6 protein-coding genes and 1 pseudogene are annotated in these 6,551 nt (G+C 68.3%); 1 reads left to right on the forward strand and 6 read right to left on the reverse strand.

Going from position 1 to position 6,551, the window contains the following annotated elements:
• The 6 genes and pseudogenes from ACXJKJ_RS29800 to kynB all read right to left on the reverse strand — a co-directional run.
• A pseudogene (locus tag ACXJKJ_RS29800) lies at positions 1-374 on the reverse strand (DUF3616 domain-containing protein); the annotation flags it as partial.
• Complete coding sequence (locus ACXJKJ_RS29805; RefSeq protein WP_457394880.1) at positions 374-2,191, reverse strand: aminopeptidase P family protein; 1,818 nt, start codon at positions 2,189-2,191, stop codon at positions 374-376. The gene ACXJKJ_RS29805 and the pseudogene ACXJKJ_RS29800, both read right to left, overlap by 1 nt.
• 111 nt (positions 2,192-2,302) lie before the next feature.
• The gene (locus ACXJKJ_RS29810) at positions 2,303-2,977 is read right to left on the reverse strand and encodes a Type 1 glutamine amidotransferase-like domain-containing protein (protein WP_457394882.1); all 675 of its coding nucleotides are present in this window, start codon (positions 2,975-2,977) and stop codon (positions 2,303-2,305) included.
• An 86-nt stretch (positions 2,978-3,063) separates the two neighbouring features.
• Positions 3,064-3,891: a tryptophan 2,3-dioxygenase gene (gene kynA / locus ACXJKJ_RS29815; protein WP_457394885.1), complete on the reverse strand. Its 828-nt coding sequence runs from the start codon at positions 3,889-3,891 to the stop codon at positions 3,064-3,066.
• Positions 3,892-3,993: 102 nt separating this feature from the next.
• Positions 3,994-5,247 carry a kynureninase gene (gene kynU, locus ACXJKJ_RS29820; protein WP_457394888.1) on the reverse strand — a complete coding sequence of 418 codons (1,254 nt, stop codon included), beginning with the start codon at positions 5,245-5,247 and terminating at the stop codon, positions 3,994-3,996.
• On the reverse strand, positions 5,244-5,885 hold the full coding sequence (kynB, locus tag ACXJKJ_RS29825; protein WP_457394891.1) for an arylformamidase: 642 nt from the start codon (positions 5,883-5,885) through the stop codon (positions 5,244-5,246). The genes kynU and kynB overlap by 4 nt, the downstream gene beginning before the upstream one ends.
• A gap of 236 nt (positions 5,886-6,121) precedes the next feature.
• On the opposite strand from kynB, the gene ACXJKJ_RS29830 reads away from it, so the two are divergent.
• On the forward strand, positions 6,122-6,551 hold a 430-nt coding region (locus ACXJKJ_RS29830), incomplete at its 3' end, for a glycosyl hydrolase family 28-related protein (protein ID WP_457394893.1).

A 6,551-nucleotide genomic window follows, 5' to 3' on the forward strand; every position in this document is an offset into this window, starting at 1 on the left:
GTGTAGGGCTGGCCCACCGGCTCCACCGTCGTGCCGTGGATGTCGGTGGCGAAGAAGCGCAGCCGGTCCTCGCGCAACTTGCCGGCGCTGTTGCGTGCATGCGAGGCGATCCAGTAGATGCGGCGGCCGACCTGGGCCACGCCTTCGAGGTCGGCTTCCTTGTCGGCCTTCAAGAACTTGTCGAGGTCGATCCCGCCGACGCTTTTGGCTTCGCCGCGCCTGTAGATGGTCAGCCGGTTGTGCTCATCATCGGCAACGACGAAATGACGCGCATCCAGCGCCACCGCCGCCGAGGCGTCGCACAGGCCCTCATAGCGCGTCTGCGCCGCGGCTGCGCCTACCGCACACAGCAGCAGCGCAGCCAGCGCGCGCATCAGGCCGCCAACGGCGCGGTGCGCAGCAGCAGCCAGGCCAGGGCCGCGCCGCTGACCTTCGGGCCGAGGCGCTCACGCACGGTGGCGTGGTAGCGGTTCAGCCAGTCGATCTCGTCGGCGCGCATCAGGCTGATGTCGATGCAGCGCGTGTCGATGGGGCAGAGCGTCAGCGTCTCGAACTCCAGCATCTCGCCGAAGGCGTTCTTCTCGGGCGTATCGATGGCGACGTTGAGCACCAGGTTCTCGATGCGCACACCCCACAGCCCCGGCCGATACAGGCCTGGCTCGATGGACGTGATCATGCCGGGCTCCATGGCCATGGCCGGCTCGGCAATCGCCTTGCTGATGCTCTGCGGGCCTTCATGCACATTCATGAAGTAGCCCACGCCGTGGCCCGTGCCGTGGCCGTAGTCCAGGCCGTGCTCCCACAGCGGCGCGCGGGCAATCGCGTCCAGCATGGGGCTGAGCGTGCCGCGCGGGAAGCGGGTGCGCGACAGCGCCAGCGTGCCCTTGAGCACCAGCGTGTAGTCGCGCTTCTGCGCCGCGCTGACGGTGCCGATGGGCCAGACGCGCGTGATGTCCGTCGTGCCGCCGACGTACTGGCCGCCGGAGTCGATCAGCAGCAGGCCGTTGCCTTCGATCTGCGCGAACGACTCGGGCGTGGCGCGGTAGTGCGGCTGGGCGCCATTGGCCATCCAGCCCGCAATCGTCGAGAAGGACAGGCCCACGAAGCCCGGGCGCCTCTTGCGCGCGGCCGTCAGCTGGGTGTCGACGTCCAGCTCGCTCCAGCGTTCGCCGCGGGCTATTCCAGCCTCGAAGTCGGCATAGAACTCGCACATCGCCGCGCCGTCCTCGGCCATGGCCTCGCGGATGAAGGCGGCTTCGGCGGCGGTCTTGCGGCTCTTCAGCAGCGTGCTCGGGTTGATCTGCTCGACGACGGTCACGCCCATGGGCACGGCCTCGCGCAGGCCCAAGGTCACGCGGCGCGGGTCGATCAGCAGCTTGGCGTCGGCGGGCAGGGCGGCCAGGGCGGACGAAGCCTGTCCATAGGGGGCCAGCTGGATGCCATCCGCCGCAAGCCGCGCGGCCACGTCGGCTGGCACCTTGCCGTCGCCAATGAAGAGGCGGCCACCGGTGGGGTCCAGCAGCAGGTGGGCGATGAAGACCGGGTTGCACTGCACGTCGCTGCCGCGCAGATTCAGCAGCCAGGCCACGTCGTCCACGGTAGACACGAGGTGGTGGGTGGCCTGCACAGTCGCCATCGCGGCGCGCACGCGGGCCAGCTTGTCGGCGCGGGACACGGCGGCCTGCGGCGCGGCGTGCTCGTAGACGGGTTCGGTGGGCAGGCCGGGGCGGCCGTCCCAGGCGTGCTGCACGAGGTCGAGGTCGGTGCGCAGCGTGATGCCGGCGCGCTGCATGGCCGTGCGCAGGGCATTGGCCAGGGAGAGCCCCAACACCTGGCCGTCCACGGCGATCGACTGGCCGGGTTGCAGGGCCTTGGCGATCCAGTCGATGTACTGCGTCGACGCGCCCGAGTTCATCTTCTCGAGCTGGATGCCGCTGCCGGCGATCTGCGCCTCGGCCTGGGCCCAGTAGCGGCTGTCGGCAAACAGGGCGGCCTGGTCGCGCGTGACGACAAGGCTGCCGACCGAGCCGGTGAAGCCCGACAGCCATTCGCGGCCCTGCCAGCGGTCGGGCAGGTATTCGGACAGGTGCGGATCACTGGACGGCACGAGCACGGCATGCACGCCGTGGGCGTTGAGGGCATCGCGCAGGCGCTCGATGCGCAGGCGGGTTTCGTGGGTGCGGGTGTCCATGGCGTCAGGACCTCGGTGATGGTCCCGCGCCGGGTGGGCTCGGGACCGTGAAAAGGGTGCCTGGGATTGTAGAAGCCGGGTGCACCATGCCGGTGGGCACGGTGCCTGCCGTCAGCGGGCGAAGAACTTCCAATGCCCTGCCGACACGACTTCCGCGGCGCCGTCCGCCACCTTGATGGCGCTCTCGTCGTCGAGAGCGTAGGCCGGGCAGCCGATGCCGGCCGCCCATGCCTCGGCGGCGGCCATCGAGTTGCTCGGCCAGCCGGGGTAGTCCAGATGGGGAAAGATCGCGAAATCGACCACGCCGAGCGCCCTGTCATCGCCCGTGATGGGCGGCCTGGTTTCGACGAAGGCCTCGCCGACGCGTGGCGTCATGACCATGCTCCCTGCGCTCAAGCCCACCCACACCATGTCCGGCAGCGACTGCAGCAGGTCGGCCAGCCCCGACTCGCGCATCCAGTGGCACAGGTACAGCGCGTCGCCGCCGTTCACCAGCAGCACGTCCGCCTGCCGCACCCAGCCTTGCCAGCGAGCGCTGTCGATGCTCGGCAGCGCAGTGAGTTCCAGCACCCCGACCGACTTCCAACCCAGCTCGCACATCGGCGTGGACGGCTCCTGGCCGCTGATGAAACGCCATGTGTTGTCAGGGCTGCCGTGCGGATGCCCATACAGCGCCGTGGGGATGCACAGCGCATGGCACTCGGCGATGGGTTTGCCCAGCAGATCGAGCAGCGCGGCATGGATGCTCGCGTTGCGGATGCCGGCGGAGGTGAGGAGCAGTTTCATCGGGTCCTTTCCAAACCCGGCCGACCGGGCCGGGCCAGGAACGACGATCGAGGCCGGCCGAAATCGACAACGCCCGGCGTCTTTCCCTACAGCTCCGTGCGCAGCGCCCACAGCTCCGGGAACAGCACCACGTCCAGCATCTTGCGCAGATAGCTGACGCCGCCCGTGCCGCCAGTGCCGCGCTTGAAGCCGATGACGCGCTCTACCGTCGTCACGTGGCGGAAGCGCCAGAGGCGGAAGGCGTCCTCCAGGTCCACCAGCTCCTCGCCCATCTGGTACAGGTCCCAGTTTTTCTCAGGTGTGCGGTAGACCGTCAGCCAGGCTTCCTTCACGCCCTCGTCGGCCACGTGAGGCTGGGTCCAGTCGCGGCTGAGGTTGGCCGCTGGCACCGGGATGCCACGCCGCGCCATCAGCTTGAGCGCCTCGTCGTAGAGGGACGGCGCGTCATAGGCTTGCTTCACCTGGGCCAGCAGGTCGGGCCGGTGCTCGTGCGGCTTGAGCATGGCGGCGTTCTTGTTGCCCAGCAGGAACTCGATGCGCCGGTACTGCGCGCTCTGGAAGCCGCTGCTCTTGGCCAGGTAGGGCCGGATGGCGCTGTACTCGGGCGGCGTCATCGTCGCCAGCACGTCCCAGGCGTGCACCAGTTGCTCCATGATGCGCGACACCCGCGCCAGCATCTTGAAGGCCTCGGGCAGGCGGTCGGCGGCCACGTTCGCGATGGCGGCCTGCAGCTCGTGCAGCATCAGCTTCATCCACAGCTCCGAGGTCTGGTGCTGCACGATGAAGAGCATCTCGTTGTGGTCGGGCGAGAGCGGCTTCTGGGCGCTGAGGATGGCATCGAGCTGGAGATAGTCCCCATAGCTCATGTCCTTGGAGAAATCGAGCTGGGCGCCGTGGTGATCAATGGTTGCCATGGGAATGCGTAGTGCCTTACCGAGTGACTGCCGTGGAACCGGCTTTGCCGGGCCGCTGGCAGTGCCCCCTTGAGGGGGCTCGCGAAGCGAGTAGGGGGTGGGTCAAGTCACCTTGGAGCGGCTGGTGAACTGCGGCGCATCCCAGGAGCGTGAGTCAAGGATGTCCCCCAGCACTCGCACTGCGCACGCCACATCGGCAAAGCCGTTGTACAGCGGCGCGAAGCCGAAGCGCAGCAGCTCGGGGTCGCCGGCGCGGAAGTCGCCGATGACGCCCTGGGCAATCAGCGCCTGCATGACCGCATAGCCATCGATCCCCTCGGGCAGCGAAAACGACACCTGCGAGCCGCGCATGGCCGAGTCGCGCGGCGTGGCAATGACGGCGCCCGGCACGCGCGCCTCCACGCCACCGATGAAGGCCTCGGTCAGCGCAAGCGACTTGTTGCGCAGCGCCTTGATGCCGCCCAGTTTGTTCGCCGCGTCGTACACGTCCAGCGCCGTGTCCAGCCCCGTCATCGCCAGCACGGCGGGCGTGCCGCACTGGTACTGCTGGATGCCCGGCGCGGGCTGGTATTCGCTGTCGAAATCGAAGGGGTTGGCGTGGCCCAGCCAGCCGGTCAGCGGCTGCCACACCTGGCCCTCGTGGCGCGGGTGCATCCACACGAAGGCCGGCGCGCCCGGGCCGCCGTTCAGGTATTTGTAGCCGCAGCCAATGGCGAAGTCCGCCGCGCTGCCCAGCAGGTCGATGGGCACTGCGCCGGCGCTGTGCGCCAGGTCCCACACGGCCAGCGCGCCGGCCTGCTGCGCCCAGCGCGTCAGCAGACCCATGTCATGCATGCGGCCGGTGCGGTAGTTCACATGCGTCAGCATGAGCACGGCGCAGCGCTCGTCCAGCAGCGGCGGGATGTCTTCGGGCTGCTCGGTCAGGATCAACTCGCCGCCATGCGCCCGCACCACGCTCTGCGCGATGTAGTTGTCGGTGGGGAAGTTGCTGCGCTCGCTGATGACAACCTTGYGCTTGCCCTGCTGCAGTTGCAGCGCGGCATGCAGCACCTTGTAGAGATTGACGGAGGTCGAGTCCGCCACCAGCACCTCGCCCGGGCGCGCGCCCAGCCACGGCGCCAGCCGGTCGCCCAGGCGGCGCGGCAGGTCGATCCAGCCGGCGGTGTTCCAGCTCTTGATCAGCCCTTGGCCCCACTCCTGCTCCACCGCGCGCTGGATGCGCTCGGGCGTGGCGCGCGGCAGGGCGCCCAGCGAGTTGCCATCCAGGTAAGTGACGCCGTCGGGCAGCGTGAACAGCTCGCGCAGGCTGCGCAGGGGGTCGGCGGCGTCGAGCCGCTTGGCGTCTTCGATGTTCATTTGAGTTCTCGCAGAACGGCGCGCACCGGGCTGGCACAGGCGCCTTGTAGTTTGAGTGGCAGGGCGATCAGCTCGTAGTCGCCCTCGGGCACGTCGTCGAGCACCAGGTTCTCCAGCACGCGCAGGTCGTGGCGGCGCAGCTGCTGGTGGCTGTCCAGCACCTTGGAGTCGGCCGGGTCCACGCTCGGCGTGTCGATGCCGATCAGCCGCACACCGCGCGCGGCCAGCCATTCGACGGCCTCGGGCGCGTAGGCGGTGAAGGCCGGGTTCCACACCGTGTCGGCCTTGTCGCAGCAACGCACCAGCACGCGCGGCGGCAGGTCGTTTTCGGCGTGCTGAAGATGCTCGACCGTGATCAGCGGCGCGGCGCCAATCGCATGGATGACGCGGCAGCGGCCGAGATAGGTGTCCAGCGGCACGTCGGAAATAGCCGGCGCGTCGTTGGCGTAGTGCAGCGGCGCATCGGCATGCGCGCCCACATGGGGGCTCATCGTGATGGCGCTGAGGTTGACGGGGCAGCCAGGCGACAGCTGCGCCGTCCAGCGCAGGCTGTAGGGCTCGTCGCCCGGGAAGATGGGCGCGTCGGGKGCGACGGTGGGTGAGATGTCCCAGAGTCTGGGAGAGAGGTTGGAGCTCATGGCGGCGGCACCTTAGCGTTGCAGCGGCCCGTGTGGTGTCGGTTAATTCCAACTGGCTGTCAATCGGGCGCGGCAGCCGCCCTGGGCGCTGCACCTTYTYGCAGCTGCGGCTCTCAATCCCGCCGGTCGACTTAAGGGCATGAAAAGCAGGGCCGGGGTGATGTCAATTTGCATATGGATCACGACGAATAAGTCATTGGTCGAATTGTTCGCGCGGACAAAGACTGTGCGGTTCCGTGGCGTTCAAGAAATTTACATTGCTACCTATACGCAGACATTTCCTGGCACGGGCCGTTGCGCTCGTTGCCGCGCTGCCGGCCTGCTCGTTGGCAGCGCCGCCCATACCAACGAGTTCGCTGTTCGACGTCAGGCGTTTCGGCGCCAAGGGCGATGGCCGCACGCTCGACTCGCCGGCGGTCAATGCGGCCATTGCTGCCGCGGCGGCCGCGGGCGGGGGTACTGTCTATTTCCCGCCTGGGCGCTACCTGTCGGCGTCGATCCGGCTCAAGAGCAACATCACGCTCTACCTGGAAGCTGGCGCGGTGATCGAAGCSGTTGACGCGAGCGTGGCGCGCTACGACCTGCCCGAGCCGAACGAGGCCGGCGGCAACTATCAGGACTACGGCCACAGCCACTGGCAAAACAGCCTGATCTGGGGTATTGGCC

Source organism: Roseateles sp. P5_E1 (assembly GCF_054049335.1).

Excerpts from the sequence above, each read along its gene's own strand:
- ACXJKJ_RS29805 (WP_457394880.1), bottom strand. The coding sequence starts at position 2,191 with ATGGACACCCGCACCCACGAAACCCGCCTGCGCATCGAGCGCCTGCGC.
- ACXJKJ_RS29810 (WP_457394882.1), bottom strand. The coding sequence starts at position 2,977 with ATGAAACTGCTCCTCACCTCCGCCGGCATCCGCAACGCGAGCATCCAT.
- kynA (WP_457394885.1), bottom strand. The coding sequence starts at position 3,891 with ATGGCAACCATTGATCACCACGGCGCCCAGCTCGATTTCTCCAAGGAC.